At 45.7% G+C, this 20541-nt stretch carries 7 protein-coding genes; 6 read left to right on the top strand and 1 reads right to left on the bottom strand.

What is annotated here, in order from left to right; translation table 11 throughout:
* The first annotated feature begins 90 nt into the window (after positions 1-90).
* From H5300_RS12365 to H5300_RS12340, 6 genes are all read left to right on the top strand, one after another.
* Positions 91-726: an SDR family oxidoreductase gene (locus H5300_RS12365; protein WP_182796071.1), complete on the top strand. Its 636-nt coding sequence runs from the start codon at positions 91-93 to the stop codon at positions 724-726.
* A 302-nt stretch (positions 727-1028) separates the two neighbouring features.
* Positions 1029-2141 carry an NADH:flavin oxidoreductase gene (locus H5300_RS12360; RefSeq protein ID WP_182796070.1) on the top strand — a complete coding sequence of 371 codons (1113 nt, stop codon included), beginning with the start codon at positions 1029-1031 and terminating at the stop codon, positions 2139-2141.
* A 419-nt stretch (positions 2142-2560) separates the two neighbouring features.
* Positions 2561-3196: a CatB-related O-acetyltransferase gene (locus H5300_RS12355; RefSeq protein WP_182796069.1), complete on the top strand. Its 636-nt coding sequence runs from the start codon at positions 2561-2563 to the stop codon at positions 3194-3196.
* Between the two features lie 165 nt (positions 3197-3361).
* A complete protein-coding gene (locus H5300_RS12350; protein ID WP_182796068.1) occupies positions 3362-5008 on the top strand; it encodes an ABC transporter ATP-binding protein in 1647 nt (548 codons plus the stop codon).
* Positions 5005-7257 (top strand): ABC transporter transmembrane domain-containing protein, encoded by a 2253-nt coding sequence (locus H5300_RS12345; protein WP_182796067.1) that lies wholly within the window; start codon positions 5005-5007, stop codon positions 7255-7257. The genes H5300_RS12350 and H5300_RS12345 overlap by 4 nt, the downstream gene beginning before the upstream one ends.
* Complete coding sequence (locus H5300_RS12340) at positions 7250-8563, top strand: HlyD family type I secretion periplasmic adaptor subunit (RefSeq protein ID WP_182796066.1); 1314 nt, start codon at positions 7250-7252, stop codon at positions 8561-8563. Before H5300_RS12345 ends, H5300_RS12340 begins: the two co-directional genes overlap by 8 nt.
* 101 nt (positions 8564-8664) lie before the next feature.
* Here H5300_RS12340 and H5300_RS27935 read toward each other — a convergent pair whose 3' ends face one another.
* The gene (locus H5300_RS27935; RefSeq protein ID WP_310736123.1) at positions 8665-20505 is read right to left on the bottom strand and encodes a VCBS domain-containing protein; all 11841 of its coding nucleotides are present in this window, start codon (positions 20503-20505) and stop codon (positions 8665-8667) included.
* Between the last annotated feature and the right edge of the window lie 36 nt (positions 20506-20541).

The following is a 20541-nucleotide window of genomic DNA, read 5'->3' as shown; positions in this document are numbered from 1 at the left end:
GAGACTTATTCTCATTTGTTGATCTCGATAAAGGAACGGTTTAAATTGTCTGGTTAGTATCACTACAACATGAATATTATGAGGTTTTTTATGAGTACGGTCGTTGTATGGGGAGCAGGAAGTGGACTGGGTGCTGCAATTGTTGAGCATTTTCACAAACAAGATTATCAAGTGATAGCGATTGCGAGAAACCCAGAGAAGAACACGCGCTTGGCTGAACTTGGTATCACCACACTGCGTTGTGATGCTACCGATAAAGAACAGCTTGAATCTGTGGTCGCTCAGTTACCTAAATCGACACTGGTCGTTTCTAGTATGGGCAGCTTCAGAGCTGACATTCCCGTTGATTACATTGGACACCGACATCTGACTGATGCGCTTGAAGCCAATGGTATTGCTCGATTTGTGCTGGTAACGTCGTTAGGTTGTGGTGACTCTTGGCAGTATTTGTCGGAGCGATCTAGAAAAGGGTTTGGCGCAGCGGTTCGTGAAAAGTCGTTGGCCGAAGCTTGGCTAAACTCGAGTTCTCTGGATTACACCATCTTACGTCCGGGTGGCTTGTTAGACGGCGAGGAGACTGGCAACGGTGAGCTGTCCCAGCAGGTCGAAGTTCATGGTGTGATTTATAGACAAGAAGTGGCGCGCCTTATTGAAGCCTTGTTAACCAATGAAGCGAGCATTGGGCAGACCTATCAGTGTGTTGATCCTACGGTTCAATATGGATAACGCTGTTAAGTCTGATTTTTAGTAAAGCCTTCAAGCTATAAATCTATAAATCTATAAAGCTATAAGCTTATAAATCCCTGAAGTCGTTTAGCTAAACTAAGCGGCTTTTGTTTGCTTCCTCAGTTTTCTCTAATTTCTCTTTTCTCATCTTTTGCTGTCTCTTTCTGCCTTTTTCTCATCTGAGAGTGGCGCTCTCTTAATCTAGATTAAGTTTTCCCTAGTTTATTCTCTGTAGTATCCGCCTGAATCAGTGCCCATGCTTGATGGGTAACTCGCGTAACACGATTTTGAGAGGAAGACACTTGAGCACTTTGTTTACAGAAACCCACATTGGCAAGATGACACTAAAGAACCGCTTCATGAGAAGTGCAACGTGGGAAAATATGGCCACCGAAGATGGGCATATGACAGATAAACTGTACGCTATCTACGAAGAGTTGGCTCAAGGTGAAGTCGGCCTGATCGTGACGGGTTACGCGAACATCGTTGAAGAAGAAAAGCCGAATGCGGGCATGATGGGTATGTATAACGATTCATTCATTGAAGAGTATCAGAAGCTGACTCAACTGGTGCACGACAACGACTCTAAAATCGTGATGCAGTTGGCTTATGGTGGCACCAAAACCACACATGATCTTGGTGAACGAGTCATCTATGCACCAAGTGAGGTTCCAGAAAAAGGAACTCAAACACTAGGCAAAGCGATGACCAAAGGCGAGATCAACTACATTGTTGATGCCTTTGCTCAAGCGTCATTAAGAGCACAGAAGTCAGGTTTTGATGGCGTTGAAATTCATGCCGCTCACACTTACCTGATTAACCAGTTCTTAAGCCCTTATTACAACCAACGTGAAGATGAATACGGCGGTTGCTTAGAAAACCGCATGAGATTTTTGTTAGAGATCTATACCGCGACACGTAAGCTGGTGGGTGATGATTTCCCTATCTTAGTTAAGCTTACAGCTTCGGAGTTTTTTGAAGGTGGCGTCACCTTTGAGGAAACACGTATTGTGTGTAAAAAGCTTGAACAAGTGGGCGTGGATGGCATTGTCGTGTCAGGTAATATTCATGGTAAAGCAGACACTATGATTGGCGAGTCGCACGATGGTTTTACCATTCAAGCTGAAGGCTATTTCCATGAGTATGGTCACGCGATCAGCCAAGACGTTAATATCCCAGTGATCACGGTTGGCGGCCTAACGGATTTTGATGCTATCGAAGCGATTGTAAACAACACGGGCATTGAGTACTTCGCGCTTTCAAGACCGCTGCTTTCTGAACCCCATTTAGTTAAGCGTTGGAAGGAAGGGGATAGAAGCCCTGTTGAATGCGAACGATGCTCTAAATGCCGTACTAAGCGCGGTAACTTTTGTGTGGTGGATAAAGACAGAAAAGCACAGCTTGCTCGAATGTAGTCGCTGAACCCAGCTCCAAGCGTGAGCCGAAATTTATAGCCGAGTCTAAGTTTGAGCCTGTGTAATCGCGCAGGCTCTTGTTCATGCCGTATTCTACGAAACGATATTTGAAACCTTATTAATCACATCTTCCTGTCAAATTGGCGCGATTAAACAGATACACTACGTCTGTAAATTATCCCACCAAGTTATCGATAAAAACTGAGCAAACTTTGAAACTACTTCCTCTTCTTAAGCAACCTCGAATCCACTGACGTCTCTTTAGTTTTAGCGACATTGCTATGATTTAAGCGTGATACTCACTATTCATCCCAGTGAACCCTGTGTTTATAGGGCGTTAGTTTGTGCACCTTGGATTTGCATCGTCGAACATTTTGATAGTTAACGAATAAAACTAAATAGATCATTCAGAGGTAAAAATGCAAAAGAAGCATTGGTCCAAATTCGAGTTGCTGCATGAAGTCGTAACCAACCCCAATATTTATGTAAAAGGTCAACACAGTTATTACAGCGATTGCTGGGATAATGGTTTTGAACAATCGGTAGTGCGCTATTTACACGGCGACGAAGTCAGCCGCCAGTGGGAGCCTCGATGGGAAATCGACGAACTCTATATCGGTGATTATGTCTGTATTGGCGCAGAGGTCGTGATTTTGATGGGCGGCAACCATACACACAGAGTTGATTGGTTTTCGCTGTATCCATTTATGGATGTCATCGACGATGCCTACATTGGCAAAGGTGACACTCACATTGAAGATGGGGTGTGGTTAGGCATGAGAGCGATGGTGATGCCCGGTGTGACGATTGGCGAAGGCGCTGTGGTTGCAGCGAATAGTGTGGTGACTAAAGACGTCGCTCCATACAGCATTGTCGGTGGTTCTCCAGCTAAAGTCGTCAAATACCGCTTTGATGAGTCCGTTATTGACGAACTCATGTCATTCAAAATATACGAGTGGCCCTCAGATAAATTTGAAGCGCTGAAACCGTATTTATGTAACTCAGACTTTTCAAAATTAAAGCAGGCGATAACGGATTACGACAATTGTTTGTAAGGAGCACTTGTAACGAGCGTTTTTAAGGTACGGGTATAGCCACAGATTTGTGTAGAAAGATCTGTGTCATATTTATATTGAAAAACACGTTAAATCAGTCCGTTACCTTGCAATACTGAACATGGTGTACCAATCTTATTTCATAAGCATGGATAAGGATTGTGTATGCCCGCAAGTTCAATGAAAAACAAAGGGGTGGTGGGGAAAGTCCTACTGCCTTCTTTACTCATAAATCTTCTCTCTCTCGCCGTTCCGTTAACGGTTTTACAAATTTACGATCGTATTTTACCTAACCAAAGTTACGGTACTGCCACTTTGTTGTTGGCGGGTGCAGCGTTGGCTGTTGCCATGGAAGCATTGATCCGGTTTGTGCGTACTTGGCTTTTGTCAGCCGCGGCCAGCAATACCGAGAAAGCGACCTATCAAACCTTGGTTGAAAGAGTAACAACGGCTTCATCAGGCCATCTTCGCCACATTGGTGTTGGCGGCGTGGAAGAGGGGCTGGGCTCAGTATCAAAAGTCAAAGATTGGTATTCCGGTGGTGTGATTGCAGGCTTTATTGATTTGCCTTTTGCATTGATCTTCTTGGGCTTGGTGGCTTACATCGGTGGTGAGCTGGTGGCGATACCTTTGGCAGTTTGGCTGATTACTCTTGGAATCGTTTGGTTATCTTCTATTCGCGTTAAAAGCTTAAGTGAAGAAGCTTCCCAAGATGAGCAGGAGCGAAAAGCGTTCTTGATTTTACTGAGCCAAACCATTCAGGGAATCAAACGCCAGGCCGTTGAGTCTCGAATCTTCAATCAGTTTAAATCCCTCAATAATGTTCGCTCTCAGTCTAAAGCGAGAGAAGAAGAACAGAATGCCTTCGCCCAAGAATGTATTCAGCTTGCTGCATTAGCCACGTCAGTTTTACTCGTGATTACGGGGAGCTTGTGGGTGTTGGATGGCCAGTTAACCACTGGTGGATTGGCGGCATGTTCTATCTTATCGGGCAGAGCCGTCGCACCTTTAAGTGCTCTGGTTGGGGTTAGAATCAAGCTTAATTCAATACACAGTGCCAATCAGGCAATAGAAAAATTGAGTGACTTATCACTATCGGACTCTTCAGATTCTGAGCAAGTTGAGAACCACTTATCTGACTTTGAGACGTTGGAAATCAAGCAAGCGACCGTTGAAAGATACGGTGAACTTGCTCATGCAGATGTCACACTGAATAAAGGTGAGTTGATATTGTTAGAGAGTGAGGATCGCCACACCAACAGTCATTTATTGTCGTCGATTGCAGGTATTGATGATCTAAAAGCGGGTGAGTGCTTCATTAACGGAGCTGCAGTTTCAATCGCATCCGTAACCAATATTGCGGCCTACTGTGGCGTTAAAGGGCAGTTGGTGTCGGGTACTATTCTCGACAACTTGTGTGGCTTTGACCCTGAGAAAACGCAAAGCGCCAGTGACTATGCAAAGCGTTTGGGTTTAACCAAGGAGATTACTCGATTACCCGATGGACTAGAGACACAAATTGGCCATACGAGTGCTTCTTTGTTGAGTATGGGTAACGTGAAAATGCTCAATATCGCGGCTCAATTGGCAAGTGATAAACCCATAATCATGTTGGAAAGGCCGGATTCTTCACTTGATTTAGACGCCCTTGGGAATCTAGCTAAGGTGTTGGAAGAAGAAGTAAAGGCAGGACGCACGATACTGATGGTGAGCTACCATTCGAAGCTTCGCGAATTGGCTAATCGAATCATTACAGTGGAAAGTCGAGCTATTACGGTCGACAGCGAGAGCAATCAGGAGGCCGTCGTATGAATCGTTTAGATATTGGTAACCCTTCAGGTACGAACAGCCGTGCAGATACCAGCGGTCGACAAGAGGTGATGAATCATTTAGAAACCGAGAGCCTTTCCGTTCTTAAGCAGTTGGAAGTTAATGCTAATATCCAGTTGTTCGCACATCAATGGGTCGATGAAAATGGCATTGAATCAATCGACGATATGTTTGCCTTGTTCGACAGGCTTGCACTGCCTTATCGCTTGGTTGCCAACCTAGATGAAGTTGGTGAACATAAATTGGTCTTACTGGTACTTGGTGAACATGAGCTGGTCTCTGGTCATTTAGAATCCAAGCAATTTGTTGCCTTTAATGCCAATGACGACATTACCCAGATCCCACAGTTTTGCATCGTTATCGAAGGGCCACCATTAGAGAAGGCCTCTCCTGATTGGGTTGGCGAAAGGTTACATGCGTTTCGTCCCATCATTCCTAAATTGTTGTTGGTCAGCTTTATCACTAACTTATTTGCGCTTGCCGTTCCTTTCATCACGATGTCGATTTATGACCATGTGATTGGTGGTGATGCAGGGCATGAGTTGCAAGGTATCGCCATTGGCGCGGCGTTGTTGTTTGTGATGATGGGTTGGTTGAGAACATTGCGCAGCCGAGTGTTTGCTTCAGTTTCGAACCGAGTAAGTCGTGAGATTTCTCAATCCCTTGTGCAGCGTCTGCTTCGTAATAGCTATGCTCAAAATCAGCAAACAGCTTCTTCTAGTCAGCAAAACCAAGTGATGTTGTCAGAGCGTATTTCAGGTGTGCTATCGGGGCTATTAGGAAATGCGTTATTTGACCTACCATTCATTCTTATTTTTGTACTTGCGATAGGTGTTTTAGGCGGGTGGTTGGTACTGGTTCCAGTCGTCTCTTTAATCCTTTATTACTTGCTAGCAAAACGCTCGATACGCTCTAGCAGTAAGCGCTCAATGCAATCGACAGTGGCAGGTACGAATCGTCAAAACATGACCAATGAACTGTCATCCAAACTCGCCTTTATTCGCAGTGCTGGATTCTCAGAGCACTGGATTCAACGCTTCAAAAAGGCCAATCTTCTTGCTTCAACAGTGACCTTTAATCAATCGGTTCTCCAGAGTCGGTACACCTCGATTTACTATTTCATTGGTGTGGGTTCGACACTCGCCGTGATGGGGTTAGGAATAGGACTTATTTTTGAACAAGTGATGACGCCCGGTGGTTTGATTGCTTCAATGATGTTGATATCTAAGGTGACGGGTCCTGCTCAGGTGTTGGCAAACAGCGCGATGCGTTTTAATAGCTTTAATCAATCCAAGTTGCAAGTGAACCGTATCTTGTCTCAGCCGTCTGAGCGTGAATTCAGTTACCAGCATCACCCGTTACCTGTCGTAGCGCCTAATTTGAAATTAGACCAAGTGACACTGCGCTATCCCAAACAGAGTCGCCCGGCCTTGAATGGTGTGAGTTTTGATATTGAAGCCGGTGAAATTGTCGCGATTACCGGCCCTTCTGGGAGCGGTAAATCAACATTAATTGAAGTGCTGTCTGGCTTGCAGCCTATCCAAAACGGGATGGTCGAGCTTGAAGGCGTTAACCTCGTTCAATACGATCCGCAGCTTTATCGCCACTGGTGTTTCATTCGAGCCGCATATCCTGATTTGCTTACGCTGAGTATTCGAGAGTGGCTAAACGACGGTCACAAAGTCGAAGATCAGAAAATGATCTCTGCAATTGAAATGGTGGGCGGAAAGCGTTGGTTCGAGACATTATCAGGTGGGCTCGATACTTCCATCAGTAGTATTCAGCCGGACAGCCTTTTTGACATGTTGTCTGGCAGCGTCGCGCAGATCCTCATTGATGCAAAAGCGCTGGTTTATGACTACCCAATGTTCTTAATGGATAATCCTGTGCCTGATGCTCACCCAAATGCTAAACGTATATTTGGTGAGTTTGTGCAGTCGAAAAAAGGAGAAGCAACGGTGATCTACACGTCCCACGATCCGGATTTAATCAAGCTTGCCGATAAAGTGGTGGTATTAAATGAAGGTGCAGTGGTTTATGCCGGTCCATTAGAGCCGGAGCAGTCTTCGAAGCAGGAACAGCCTTCAGAGCCTCAAGCTTCTCAAGAACCGCAGTTATCTGAGCAACCGTTATCTCAAGAGCTACAGCCGTCAACTCAAGAGGCGTCTGCTCAACAAAATGCAGCCCAACAAGAACAATCAGAGTCTAAGCAAGGAGTCGCTAATGACTAAACAATCTATCGAGAAGGGCAAGCGCTACGGTGAACTTGTTGAATCACAAAATACGGCTCGTACATTGGCGCTGGCTACATGGTCGGTTGCCTTATGTGTTATTGCTTTTGCCACTTGGTCTGTAGTCACTCAAGTTGATGAAATCGCCAAAGCCAAAGGTGCTGTGATTCCGGAAGGCGAGAAGCAAGTATTACAAAGCGCGATTGGCGGTAAGTTAAAGCAAATTCTCGTTAAAGAAGGCCAGTTGGTAGAGAAAGGCCAGCCGCTTGTTGAGTTTGATGCCACTTTCCAGCGTACCGCCCTTGAAGAGCTAAAGTCCCAACAAGTGACGCTTCTAGCCAGTGTGGAACGTATGAATGCGCTGCTTGAGCAGCGTGAGCCTAACCTTGCTGAGTTTGAGGTCGATTACCCAGAGATCGTCAGCCAACAAAAAGCGCAGCTGAACGCGCAAAAAGCCCTCTACTTCCAAAAGCGTGTGGTGCTTGAGAAAGAGAGCGAGCAAATTGCAGAGCAGCTTCGTAGTGTAGAAAAGGCCTTGCCGAGTTATGAGAAAGAGTTAAATGCGACTAAGCAAGAGTTGAACATACTAGAAAAGGGTTATAAATCGGGCAACATTTCACGTTTACGTGTGCTTGAAATGCGACAAAAATTGGCCAGTATCGAACAGAAAATCGAAGAAGCTCGTGGCAAGAAGTCGGTATTGATTAGACAAGCTGACAGTAATGACCAAAAAATCATACAGCTTCTGGCGGAAGCGAAAGCTAAAGTGAGCGATGATCGTTCTAAAGCCGTATCTGACTTATCAGCATTGAATGCTAGAGTTCGTTCAAGCCAAGCTAAATTGACCAACACCATGTTGGTGTCACCGCTACAAGGCTTGGTGCAAAGCCTGCCAAGCACACAGAACGGAGGTGTTATTCAGCCGGGTGGGACAGTGGTTGAAATTGTTCCTGTTGGTGGGAAAGCAGACTTTAAAGCGCGTTTGTCACCAAGAGATATTGGTTTTGTGAGTGTAGGGCAGCCGACTCGTATCAAGATTGATGCGTTCGACTACAGTCGCTTTGGCGCATTGAAAGGCATAGTAGAGAGCATCTCTCCGACAACCAGCAAGAATGAGCGAGGCGAAATTTTCTACGAGGTCGTAGTCTCGGTCGACAAACCTTACTTTAGAGATAACCCGGAAACATTCGCAATTTTGCCTGGCATGACAGGAGAAGTCGACATTACCACTGGCGAGAAGTCCGTATTCCAATACCTTTGGAAGCCGATTTACACCAATGTCAGTGTCGCGTTTGGTGAAAGATAGTTACCTTAGTCGTGAAGGTTGATTTTTAACGTCACTCTCAAAGTAAAACCAAAAGGAAGGGAGCACATTATGTGCTCCCTTCTGTTTAGTATCGTTATCGGTTAACTATTTGGATCAATATCCGGCAGCCCATCTACGTCGTTGTGATGATGGTGTTCATCATCTTGATTGTGGTTGACGTTCGCATCATGATGTTCAAGCGCATCTGACATGTCCAAGTGCGCTTGGTCATGTGTCGTTGCATCTTGATGGTCAACTTGCGCTAGTACGATGTCCATGTCCGCAGGTTGATCGTGAACCGTTGTCGATGTCGGATCGGGTGTAATGCCCAATGCATCCAGATAAGCGGCTGCACCATGGTGGCTGACATCGTGATGCTGAGAATCAGCGGCACCAACATGCTGCTGCTCATTTGGAGTATTGCTGTCATCTACGATGGTAACAGAAGCCTCAAACGTTAGAGGTGAATCCGGTTCATCGTGCTGAACTGGCGGCGGTGGTGGAGGCGGTGGGTTTACATGGCTTTGAAGATGCCCTTGTAAGTCTTCAGTGGTCACAGCGGTGACACCCGTGACTGAGTTGTGCGTTGTTACCTCTGTCTCGAAGTAATGATGTCCATTGTTCATTGCATGATCTGACACTACCACAAGGTGACCATTGGCCGGTACTGTGTAACTGCCGTCATGGTTAGCATTTATGTTATGCCCATTACTTTGCAGTGTTAGCCCTTGTTGTAAGTGGGTGAGTCGAATACTGGAAACAGACTCATCACCTGAAGATAAGTGCGCTTGAATATTAACTGGTACTTCATAGTGGTCATGAGTGACTAGAGGGAAGTTTGCTGGCAAATGACCTTTTAGCACCGTACCGTCACCAAGAATGATGTTTTCGATGCTTTCCAGCTCCATCTCTTCGTGCCCATCACTGATTTTCTCACCATGGTCATGTAAGCGTGGGGCATTATTGCGATTGTAAGCACCTAAAATGAGGGTATCGCTACCATGTCCACCTTCTATTTCCTTATCAGTCAGTCTTCCTCCTAGGAATAAAATATCATTTCCACCTTCTAGTTCAGCCTCCTCATGAAGTCGTCCACTTACGATGATGATGTCGCTATGACCATGACCTTTTATCTCATGGCTACCGCTAACTGTCGTTGCATGTGCCCTTATAGAATGTGCGTAAGCTTGTAGGGTGCTTGGGGTAATACCAGCAGTAACATGGTGAGTATTTCTTGTATCGACCGTGACACTGATTGTTGGTGGGGCGTAGGGTACAGGGTCGGTATGACCATTAATGGTCATCGTAATTTCTTGCGGTACTTTTTGGCCATGGCCATCATCCACAAGCAAGGTAAACTTGTCTTGCAACGTGTCATTATCATTGAGGGCATTAACTGTAGGGTTACTGTTATCTAAGTGATACACCCAAGTGCCGCTATGCGCATCAAAGACAACATGGCCATAGGCAGCACTATGTGTTGGATCTAGTGCAACGCTGGTTGTGTCTCCATCTACGTCGTTGATTATTAACTGGCCTGCAGGGTTTAGGTTCGAATCTTCATCGACTGAGTGTTGGCCTGTAATATGACCCGCTTGCGGCTTTTCTGATACTGTCGGTAAGTCGTTGGTTCCGGTAATGGTGATCACGATATCGTGCTGCGTTCCATCTGCAGACTGAATTGTGATGGTTTCAGTATCGGTTTGCCCTTGACCGAGCTGCTGAACGATAGGGTGTTTATTGTAAAGGTCGTAAGTCCAGTGGCCATTGCTATCAATGTGCGCATGCCCATAACCTTTACTTCCTACTATTCCCACACCGCTTTGAACCGCGATAAACCCAGCTGTTCCATCAGGGTTACTCGCTGTCAACGTACCTGACGCTTGAAGTGTTGTGTCTTCTTGTGCCGCCCCTGTGGAGTCTCCACCGAATGTTGCAGGGTCAGCAACATCAGCAATATTAATGAATATAGAGCCTTCTTTTGAATCTATATGACCATCGTTTGCTGTAAATTGCACCGCACCCAGCCCGTTGGTATTAGAACTAAAATAGTTGTGAGTTGGGGTGAAGATGAGTGATGAAATATCGGATGCACTGACGTCGTCGCCAACATTCACCGTGGCGCCATTCAGTGTTAACACGCCATGGGCGACATTGGTAATCGTGATATGGTTTAACGCATCCCCATCAATATCGGAATATTTAAAGTCTGCAGCGGTGAACGCATGAGGTTTATCTTCTAAAGAGCTAATGAAACTCGAGCCAACGATAGGTGCATCATTCACTGCATTGACGTTCAATATCATCGTTGCACTTGCCGAGTTTTGATGACCGTCATTCGCAGTAAACGTAAATTGCGCATAGTTGGTGGCGTTTTCATTATTGATCGGCGTGAAGGTTAAATGGCCAGCGTCTAATTCAGCCTTGCTGATTTGCTGGTTGGCGATTACAGCTTTCCCGTTTAGAAGTAATAATCCATGACTCGGTATGCTGTTAATAGTCACGAACTGCAATGCGTCGCCATCCTGATCACTGTAACCAAATTCACTGGTCGTAAATGTTTTGGAGGTGTCTTCATTTGTAGAAACGGTTTGCCCTGTGACCGCAGGTGGATGGTTGTCATCAGTGCCTTGAATGGATATGGCAAGGTGAGCGGTTGTAAGGTTTCCGTGGCTATCGCTTGCTGTATAAGTGATGCTGTCCACTAGAGGCGTTGATGTAGAATTAAGTTGCTGAATCGTACTCAGTTGGTTATCCAGCGTGTAGGTATAGCTGCCGTCTTTGTTTAAATGGAATAGTCCGTAAGTGCCTTGAATGTCGCCAGTTGTCGTGACAGTAGCGGCATCGGCGTCGTTACTTAGTAGGTTACCGGATACTGGAATTGTAGAATCTTCGATTGCCGTGTTGCTGTCGTCACTCGCACTAGCTGTTGTGTCTAATACATAGTTCGAACTAGCTGATGATTGAGCTGTGACGGTATTACCTGCAGTATCTGTACCTGCTACGCGAATAATCAAGTTTCCATCGGGTAGCGAAGATAAGTCGATGCCAACAAACTCTTGATACTGATGGTCAGGGTGGCTAACGCTTGTACCCGTCCCTTGTCTCTGCACCGTTTTCAGGTCAACAAGAAGAGGCGCGCCACCGCCGTCACTGGTAATTTCGAGAAGCGTTACTTCTGAATCTTTAGGCAAGTACACTTGCACCATCATACCTTGACCGTGTTGGTCTACCTGAGCGGAATTGACTCGAATATCAATTTGAGTATCTAACGTATAGCTCAATGAAGTTGAAGGGGAGACGTTACCCGCTACATCTGTCTGTCTCACTTGAACGTTGTTTTTCCCTTCAGCCGGAGTAAATTGAGTGCTCCAATGCACACCGTTGTCGATAGAATATTCGACCGTAGCACCTTGTTCTATTCCTCCGACACTCAGGTCTCCAACATTCGTAATTTTATCTGAAGAAGAGCCACCTGAATCTGAGGTTAGAGAGACGCTTGGCGCAGTAGCAGTGTTATCTAAAGTAAAAGTTAAAGAACTGCTTGTGGATATGTTACCCGCGGTATCGGTTTGTCTAACCTCAACGGTGTTACTTCCTGTTTGTGGTGTAAACGTATTGCTCCATGTATGCCCACCGTCAACGGAGTATTCAATAGTTGCACCTGTCTCTTGGCCGCTAATTGTCAGCGCACCATCGCTAGTGATTAAGTCGGAAGTGCTACGTCCCGTGTCATGAGTTAATGAAACTTGTAGTGGGGCGATGTCAGTATCAACATGTACTGAAAGGGCTGGCGATGTTGCCGGTAGTGTTGAAGAAGGCGCTAATGCTTTGGCGGATAGATTATGATCGCCATTCGGTAAGCTGCTTACTACAACGTTATATTGGCCAGAGGCATCAGATACCGCGTGTCCAACGGGTGTTGAACCATCGTAAATGGTGACTTTCGAGAATGGAATATCAGTGTGTCCGGTAATCGTTGGCGTAGTGTCGTTGGTAAGGTTGTCAGTGTTCGACGAACCCGAGTCACTCGTTGATGCCAAATCCAATGTCACCGAGTTTGTTGGCGCTACGTTGGTGACCATTTGCATGGTTGGTAGTGTCGTTGTAACTGTAGGTTGTTGAGGCACTGTGGTTGATATGACTAGGCCACCCGTTGGTGACATGGTGACATGCCCCGAGGCATCAAAGGTAATGAATTTCGAATCTTCCGTATGGCCGTCACTGACTTTTACTTCGAATACATCGACACCATGATAGGAGTTGGTGGCAGAGTTATAACTCATTCCTGTGATAGACGTATTTGGTGTGTAGATGTAGTCACCAGTGTTTGGATCTACCGACAATGAACCGAATTGCCCTGTTGAACTGACAATAGAGAAGGTATGAGTGTCATTAACGTCTACATCGGCCTCTGTTAATGTGCCTGTCGTTGATGATGTTTGGTTAACGCCGAGAATCGGTGCGTCGTTGGTTCCGGTAATGGTGATCTGAATTTCATGCGGGGTTCCGTCCACACTGTGAATTGTGACCGTATCTATTGCCGTTTCTCCCTCTGCCAGTTTTTGTACAGCAGGGGAGAAGTTATCCATATTATATTGCCAACTACCATCTTCTGAGAGCAGCACGTGTCCACCAAGTTTGGTGTCATAACCAATGCCTGCATTGTTTTGAGCGTGTACCATTGAGTCAAATTTATCTTCACCTGTATCAGCATCACTGATGGTGAGTTGCCCCTTGGTTATGAGCCATTGCATGCCAGTGAATTGGTCTTCAGTGACACTGCCTGTGTCACCTCCTGAAATAATCGCTCCATCATTGGTTCCGTGAATAGTAATCTGAATCTCTTTTGAGGTGCCATCAATAGTATTTACCGTCACAGTCTCTAGAAGTGTGTCATGCTCTCCTAAAGCATTGACTGCCGTATTTGTAGGATCAAGGTGGAACGTCCAGTGGCCATTTCGGTCAATTGAGAGGTCGCCAAAATTGTGGGTACTCGCGATATGACTCTGTGCCCAAAACCCACTCTGTCCATAGTCTTTATCATCAGCATTAAGTGTTCCAGATACAGAGGTTTGAGAGTCTTCGTAAACAGCCCCTGTACTTTGCCCCGTGATTATTGGGGCATCCTGGGTTCCAGTGATGGTCACTTTTATCACATGTGCTGTACCGTCAGCACTATGCACAGTAAACACATCGGGTGTTGTTTCTCCCTGATGCAGAGATTGAACACGAGGATCAAGTGAATACGTCCAATGACCAGATGCATCTATGGTATAGGTACCAAGTTGGGTTGAACCTGATGTCGCAGTAAAATGACCCTCTCCACTATCCGGATCAGTAACGGTGAGGTTTCCCGATGTTTGTAAATGCTTGTCTTCAGTTACCTGTCCCGAGTCTTGGCCTGAAATGATCGCCCCATCATCATTTCCTTGTACCAACACTTCAATATGTTTGGTTGCGGTTGAGCCGTCAGTAGATATCGCAGTGATATCAAAGCCTTCTGCCTTGGTCTCACCTTGTTGTAGCGCATTGGCTTTTGAGTGGTCTAGGTCATAATGCCATTGCCCATTGCTATCCACATGAAGAGTGCCGTAAGCGCCAACAGAGTTACCTGCAGTAAAGGTGACTGAATCTTGACTGTCGGAATCGTGCGCGAGTAGGGTGCCTGAAATAGAGGTAACCTTGTCCTCAACAGCCGTTCCCAATGCGGCCGTTAATGCGTCAGGCGTATCAATAATCACATGATCATCGGTGCCTAAGATTTTGGCTGTCAGCGGGATTCGTGTTCCATCTGCGGTGATAAGAGTGATCGTATCAGTCAGAGAATCGCCGTGACTCAGTGATTGAACTTCAGCGTGACTATTATCCGCACTGTAGCTCCATTTGTCGTGGCCATCGGTTGAATGAGTGAAGTTGAAGGTACCGTGTGTGCCTGCAAGATTCATCGCGAAATTTGCTGGTACCGTGTGTTTAATGCCGTTGACCTCTATTTGAGTAACTTTCGCTTCTGGTTGCGAGTCAATATCCTGAATATCGAGGTTTTTCCAGCCTGACCATAACTCATTGGTGTTTGTTCCCGATTTGAGATGATCTTCAGTTACAAAGTTGGAGGCGAGTGTCGGTTGCAGTGTGGCAGCATCATTGCTCGGTAATAGCGTGGCAGATGCGCCAGTATGAGTAACGCCACCATGAGCATCTTTGACGTCATAAGTGAAATGTACTTTACCGTTGAAATCATGGTCTGGAGTGAAGGTAAATGTACCATCTTTGTTGTCGACGAGAGTGCCGTGATCCGCATGCAGATTGGCTATAGTGAGTTGTCCGGCATCGTTCGTATCTACATCTACGGTGTTTGCCAATAGCTCAGATGCAGTGATGGTTTGCGCAAGATCTTCTTTACCGCTGTTAAGTTGCACTTCACCAGAACAATACGGACGGTCGTTATCGCCATGAATGGTGATAATGATATCATGTGTGGTGCCATCTGCAGATTTAACGGTGACAGTATCGGTTAGTGATTCCCCTTTCCCCAGATGGTCAATAGCTCTGCCGGTTACATCTTGGCCGATGGAAGCAAAGTAGCTCCAATCCCCGTTAGTTTGAAGTATGACACGACCATGTGAACCATAATAAACGCCTGTTTGGGCATAGCTTTCACCTGCATCAGCATCAACTATCGATAGGTGGCCATCGGTATGAATTTCATCGTTCCACAATTTCCCTATGTTTCCATGCATATGATCAGGTGAACGGTCATCAACATAGCCGCCAGTCATACTACCGTCTGGTGCGGTGAAAGTGTGTCCTTCATGGACATCGCCGGTATCAACACCTGATATAACGGCTTTATCTCCCACCGCATCAATATGAAGTGTGTTGGTAGCCTCTGCAGAGTCGGTATGCCCATCGTTAACAGTATATTTAAACTGAACATCGCCATTAAAATCTTGCGCAGGAACGAACTGAAGTTTACTGATGTCAGCTGTAGGGATGTGTTGCCCCGCTGTAACATCGTGTCCATCAAGCACAAACTTACCTTGTGTTGCTGATGGTAGACCTGTGATTGCTATGGAATGTAACGTATCGCCTGTGTCGATATCACTGAATCCAAACTGACTGGCTTGCATTTGGTAATGTGTATCTTCAGTGCCATGTGCAAGTGTCGTCGCAGTGATGGTTGGCTTATCATTGGTGCCTGTCACCGTTATTGTTATATCGTGGGCAGTGTGGTCTGCAGAGTAAACACGATATACAACTTTTTCTACTTCACCTTCAGCTAATGATTGCAAGCGACTATTGGCTACTTCATATCCCCAAGCGCCACTTGGTGTAATGCGTAAAAAACCACCAAAGGGATCGTGAATCGCCTGTTCTCCTAATAACAGATTGACCTGAAAATGGTCTTGCCCTGCATCAGGATCTGTCACACTCAGCAAACCCGATGCGGCGACAGGGTGTAATGAACTAGGACCAACATTATGATCTTCTTTAATTGAACCAGTATCATCGCCTGAAATCACAGCAGAATCACGGGTGGGAGTGAGAGTTATTGAGGCTGATGTAGCGACACTTCCACCATGTGCATCCTGCACATCATAGGTAAAGGAGACTTTGCCGTTGTAATCTTGGTTAGGGTGAAAGGTGAAGGTTCCGTCGTGATTATCGGTAATCTTTCCATGATCCGCGATAAGATTTGCTACAGAGAGTTTCCCCGCATCATTGTGGTCGATGTCTGTAGCGTTGGCGAGTAAATCAGAAGCATGTAGAACGACATCTGTATCTTCAGTTCCAGCCGTAAGTGTAACTGCGGAGCTAACAACTGGAGCATCATTGTCACCTTGGATAGTGACTTGAATTTGATGAGGCGTACCATCAGCAGAACGTACAGTAACAGTATCAATTAACGTTTCACTACTACCGAGAGATTGAATCTTTGCGAGGCTATTATCAATTTCATAGCGATATGAACCATTGGATTGAAGAATGAGTTTTCCACCTTCCTGTGTTGTATATCCGGTATCCCATGTGCCTGTTTGTTGGTTTTGATGAAGATTCCCATCAAAATGATCTTCTCCAGCATCGGCGTCAGTAATGGTCAATTGGCCGTTGTATATGATCGTATTACCGGAGTTTAGGGTAAGGTTATGATCCTCTTGAACAGTAAAGGTGTCTTGTCCGCCAATTGTTGCACTGTCATTCGTTCCGTGTACAACTAACGTTAGAGTCTTCGTATCCGTACCACCATTATGGTCATCCACTTTTACCTGAACATGTATAACTTGGTCATTGTTTACTCCCAAGTTTTGATAACTTGCATGGGAGGGGTCAAAAGTGTAACTACCATCATTGTTAAAGGTTAAGCCATCTACAGGTTTATCAATAGTGAATGTATGCGTGTCTTTTGTATCCACATCCGTGGCATGCATCTGACCAGATAAAAGGGTTCCACCTTCAGTTACCGATTGTGATTGGGCAGAGAGGACGGGTTTATCATTGGTCCCCTCAACGGTAAACTCCACTTTGTGTTGAGTTCCATCAACGCTGTGAATGGTATACTCCTCTTTGAGTGTTTCACCCTCTGAGAGATGTTGTACTAAATAATTACTTATATGATAGTAATAGTTACCATTACTATTCACCTGAAGATCTCCACCATGAGACCCTTGATAAATACCACCATAGAGCACATCTGGGAATTGCGACTGTGCAGGACCATCAGGGTCAACAACATGGAACACACCAGAAGCTCCAAGGAGATGCCCACTCGAGATATCCACATTGATATCCTCTTTAACCCCAGAACCGGAGCCTGTAATAACCGCTGCATCACTGGTTGGTGCTAACGTCATACTCGCTGAAGTCGCTGTACTGCCAGCATGTACATCTTTTACATCATAGCTAAAAGAGACTTTCCCATTGTAATCTAGGGCAGGATGAAAGGTAAAAGTACCGTCATGATTATCGGTGATTTTGCCATGGTCGGCGGTGAGGTTGGCCACTGAGAGTTGCCCTGCATCATTGTGGTCGATGTCTGTAGCGTTGGCTAGTAAATCAGAAGCGTGTAGAACGACATCTGTATCTTCAGTTCCTGCAGGAAGAGTTGTTACCGAAGAAACCTTAGGGTCATCATTTGTACCGTGGATTGTGATCTGAATTTCATGACTTGTTCCATCGACACTGTGGATTGACACCTTATCGACAAGAGTCTCTGTTGACCCAAGATTTTGAATTTCTGGTTTACGATTATCAATTGTATAAGTATAAGTACCATCTTGTTGTAAAAGTACCCACCCACCCATTTTTGTATCATAGCCAATTCCGTGATAGGTGTGGCCTCTTTGAATATCAAACTGAGCTTCACCTTGGTCGGGGTCAACAATATCTAATTTTCCATCAAAATGAAGATTATATTGTGTATCAATATAACCACGATCTTCTGTCACATTCCCTTGATCAATTCCAGTAATAGTCGCAGCATCGCCAGTTGCTTGTAAGTGTAAATTCGCGCCTGTTGCAGTGATACCCCCATGCGCATCTGTCACGTCATAGCTAAAATGAACTTGTCCGTTATAGTCTTTGGTTGGAGTAAAAGTGTAGGTGCCATCTTTGTTATCAACAACAGAACCGTAATCGACTAACAGATTCGCAATGGAAAGTTTGCCTGCGTCATTCGCATCCACGTCGACAGTATTGGCTAATAAATCAGCTTTGGTGAAAGTAAGTGCTGTATCTTCTGTGCCTGTGGAAAGTGTTACTTCAGAACTGATATAAGGTCTATCATTATCACCATGAATGGTAATGACTATGTCGTGACTTGTACCATCTTTAGAATAAACGGTAATGGTGTCGGTGAGGGTTTGATTTTCACCTAATTCATCAATAGTCGTGCCGACGGTTGTGTTACGATGACTAACCCAATCAACGCTGCCAACAGTAACATGATAATGCCAAGTACCATCTGGGTTTAATATTAAGTGCCCATACTGGCCATGGTAAGAGTTATTCCAAGCTCCCCCTTTAGAGTCAAACTGAGATTCCCCAGTATCTGGGTCAACAATATCCAACTTGCCATCAGCTGATAGTCCAGCTTGTCCTAGCTTCACCAAACCAGGTTGAGCGTAATCTGGTGACATATCACCGAAACTGCCATGACCTTCATCGACATTGCCAGTTGTAGTTCCAGTGATTACCGCTGCATCATTGGTGCCATTCACCGTAATCGTAATTTGATGTGGTGTGCCGTCAGCAGAATGGACAGTAATGGTATCGGTAGCGGTTGTTCCTTTGCTTAGCGCTTGAACGGTTGGGTTCTTATTATCTAAGTCATAAGTCCAAGCACCAGAATCTGTCAGGTGCAGCGTACCAAAGGTGCCTACGATATCAGTGTTGGAGAAGTGTGCTTGACCGGCATCAACATCAGTCACAGTCAGTGAGCCAGAGGTTTTAAGCTGAGATTCTTCGGTTACCACGCCGGTACTTGTTCCGCTTATCACAGCTTTGTCATTGGTTCCGTTAATCGTGACCTTGATCGTCGAAGGGGTGCCATCGATGGACGACACCGTGAAGGTCTCTTCGACCTTATCGCCGACGTTTAGCTGATTAAACGCGCTGTTCGCGGTAAATACCCAGTGACCATTGGCATCAATAGTCAGGTCACCATTGGTGCCTGAAATAGAATCTGGCGTAAACTCATTGTCTGGATTATCGACGTCGACACTGGTTAGGGTGCCTGATGTCGTTACTGCTTTGTCGGTCTCATCAATGGCGACGGTCGCACTGCTGACAGTAGCGGCGTCGTTAGTGCCGTTAATCGCCACTTTGATGGTTGACGCTGTGCCATCAACCGACGATACCGTAAAGGTTTCTTCGACCTTATCGCCGACGTTCAATTGATTAAATGCGCTGTTGGCGGTGAATGTCCAATGACCATTAGTGTCAATAGTCAGGTTACCGTTGGTGCCTCTAATGGAATCCGGTGTAAATGCATTATCTGGATTATCCACGTCAGTACTGGTCAACGTTCCTGATGTCGTTACCGCTTTATCAGTCTCATCCACACTGACTGTTGCGGTACTGACTGTCGCTGCATCGTTAGTGCCGTTAATCGTCACTTTGATGGTTGACGCTGTGCCATCAACCGACGATACCGTAAAGGTCTCTTCGACCTTATCGCCGACGTTTAACTGATTAAACGCGCTGCTCGCGGTGAACACCCAATGACCATTAGCATCGATAGTCAGGTCACCGTTGGTGCCTGAAATAGAATACGGCGTAAACGTATTATCTGGATTATCCACGTCGGTACTGGCCAGCGTTCCTGATGTCGTTACTGCTTTGTCGGTTTCATCAATGGCAACGGTCGCACTGCTGACAGTAGCGGCGTCGTTAGTACCGTTAATCGTGACCTTGATGGTCGATGGTGTGCCATCAACAGACGACACAGTGAAGGTCTCTTCGACTTTATCGCCAACGTTCAATTGATTAAACGCGCTGTTGGCCGTGAAGACCCAATGACCATTGGCGTCAATAGTTAGGTCACCGTTGGTGCCTGCAATAGAATCCGGCGTAAACGTATTGTCTGGGTTATCAACATCGGTACTGGTTAGCGTGCCTGAGGTTGTTACCGCTTTGTCAGTTTCATCGATGGCAACGGTCGCACTGCTGACAGTAGCGGCATCGTTAGTGCCGTTAATCGTCACTTTGACCGTTGACGTTGTGCCATCAATAGACGAGATAGTGAAGGTCTCTTCGACCTTATCGCCGACATTCAATTGATTAAACGCACTGTTCGCGGTGAACACCCAATGACCATTACCATCAATAGTCAGGTCACCGTTGGTGCCTGAAATAGAATCCGGAGTAAACGCATTATCTGGGTTATCCACGTCGGTACTAGTCAATGTTCCTGAAGTAGTTACCGCTTTGTCAGTCTCGTCCACACTTACCGTTGCGGTACTGACTGTCGCTTTATCATT

This window comes from Vibrio sp. SG41-7 (assembly GCF_014164465.1).
GTDB classification, from domain to species: Bacteria; Pseudomonadota; Gammaproteobacteria; order Enterobacterales; family Vibrionaceae; genus Vibrio; species Vibrio splendidus.
The sequence above is the reverse complement of the archived record's forward strand: the minus strand, read 5'-3'. Positions and strand labels throughout refer to the sequence as shown.

Excerpts from the sequence above, each read along its gene's own strand:
- H5300_RS12350 (WP_182796068.1), top strand. The coding sequence starts at position 3,362 with ATGCCCGCAAGTTCAATGAAAAACAAAGGGGTGGTGGGGAAAGTCCTA.
- H5300_RS12365 (WP_182796071.1), top strand. The coding sequence starts at position 91 with ATGAGTACGGTCGTTGTATGGGGAGCAGGAAGTGGACTGGGTGCTGCA.
- H5300_RS12340 (WP_182796066.1), top strand. The coding sequence starts at position 7,250 with ATGACTAAACAATCTATCGAGAAGGGCAAGCGCTACGGTGAACTTGTT.
- H5300_RS12355 (WP_182796069.1), top strand. The coding sequence starts at position 2,561 with ATGCAAAAGAAGCATTGGTCCAAATTCGAGTTGCTGCATGAAGTCGTA.
- H5300_RS12345 (WP_182796067.1), top strand. The coding sequence starts at position 5,005 with ATGAATCGTTTAGATATTGGTAACCCTTCAGGTACGAACAGCCGTGCA.